At 71.5% G+C, this 253-nt stretch carries 1 protein-coding gene; it reads right to left on the reverse strand.

What is annotated here, in order from left to right; all coding sequences use genetic code 11:
• A partial coding sequence (locus tag APY03_RS42385) for an ESPR-type extended signal peptide-containing protein (RefSeq protein WP_198161229.1) occupies positions 1 to 253 on the reverse strand: 253 nt, incomplete at both ends.

The following is a 253-nucleotide window of genomic DNA, read 5'->3' on the forward strand; positions in this document are numbered from 1 at the left end:
TGCGCGAGACGCCTGCGGGCGAAGGGGTCTGGATGTTGACCAGGGGCACGCCGTTGGGCGCCAACAGCACGGTGGGCCTGAGGCCCGGTGCCGCGCCCGGCGCGCCGACGATCTGCGCCTGCGCCGCCATGGCGACCAGCAGGCTCGCAAGCGCAGTACCGACAAGAACGGGAGTGGCGCCGCTGGCCTTACCCGTGCTGCGAGCCGTTTCCTGCACGACGATGCGCATGCCGCGCGCGGCGTTGAAGACGAT

Source organism: Variovorax sp. WDL1, assembly GCF_001541225.1.
Lineage (GTDB): Bacteria > Pseudomonadota > Gammaproteobacteria > Burkholderiales > Burkholderiaceae_C > Variovorax.